This is a genomic window from Pseudomonas sp. BF-R-24 (assembly GCF_019947335.1).
Lineage (GTDB): Bacteria > Pseudomonadota > Gammaproteobacteria > Pseudomonadales > Pseudomonadaceae > Aquipseudomonas > Aquipseudomonas jessenii.
Genome location: NZ_JAGYGG010000093.1, coordinates 1 through 1190 on the forward strand (window position 1 = coordinate 1; position 1190 = coordinate 1190).

Annotated in this window: 1 protein-coding gene; it reads left to right on the forward strand. The window is 54.7% G+C overall.

Features of this window, described 5'->3' with window-relative positions; translation table 11 throughout:
* Nucleotides 1-220 precede the first annotated feature (220 nt).
* The gene (locus KGA98_RS28415; protein WP_218544106.1) at nt 221-1183 is read left to right on the forward strand and encodes an IS110 family transposase; all 963 of its coding nucleotides are present in this window, start codon (nt 221-223) and stop codon (nt 1181-1183) included.
* Nucleotides 1184-1190 lie beyond the last annotated feature (7 nt).

Consider the following 1190-nt stretch of genomic DNA (forward strand, 5'->3'; position numbering starts at 1 on the left):
CATCGCGAGCAAGCTCGCTTGTATGTTTAGACTTGAAGGGGTGGGCGGGACTAACAGCTCGATTCCGACTCTAGCCAGTACGGACCGTGGGAGACTTCTCGTTCCGCCCTTTCTACCTAAAGCGCCGATAAGGAATTCATCGGTAAAACCGACGATAGAGGCAAGCCAGCGCTACGGTAGACCCCGACAAGCATCTAAACCCTAGCTCCGAGGATTCGTCATGACAATCCTTACCTCACCAACGGTGGTTGGTATCGACGTGGCCAAGGCCGAAATCGTCGTTTACCGCGAGGACCTGGAAAATACCCAGTTCATCAGCAACGATCGCACGGCTATAGGCCGTTGGCTCAAGACCCTGCCGGCGCAAAGCTCGATTGCCCTGGAGGCCACCAGCCTCTACCACTTGGACGCGGCTGAACTGGCTCATGGCATGGGCCATCGCGTTTATGTTGTGGATGCTTATCGGGTGAGTCATTACCGCGAAAGTATTGGCCAGCGAGCAAAAACCGATCCGTGTGATGCCCGCCTGCTGGCACGTTATCTGTCCAGTGAGCAGCAACGGCTGCGGATCTGGAACCCACCGCCGCCGCTCTATACCGTGCTTAAAAGCTTGCTTAACAAACGTGCTCAACTGATAAAAGCCCACGTCGCGCTCATGCTGAGCTGGTCGAGCGAACCCCTTTTGAAAGCGCTATCGGCCCAGCAGTTGGAGCACTTCAAACAGTCTGATCAGGCTATTCAGAAGTTACTGCGTAAGGCTAGCCAAGAGGCTGGTATTAGCGAAAACATCAGACGCTGCAAAGCGATTGAAGGGATCGGCGAACTGACTGCTACTGGTTTGGCAACCACCTTCATGCGTGGTCATTTCGCCAGTGCCGATGCGTTCATTGCCTTTTTGGGGATGGATTTGAGAGCAAAGGATTCGGCGAAGAAGCACAGCCCCCGCCACTTGAGCAAAAAAGGTGATGGAGAGTTACGGCGACTTGCGCACAATGCCGCCATGGCGGCGTGCCGGTCTCCCGTCTGGAAGCCGTACTATGAGTGCTATTTGGCTAGAGGTCTGGCCAGAACTCAGGCCTTGGTCATTCTTGCCCGCAAGCTTTGCCGAGTGGCATTCGCCCTCATGAAAAACCAGAGCGAATACCAGCCGAATTTGAAGTTGCAGGGTTCCCCTGCAACATAGAATCTCC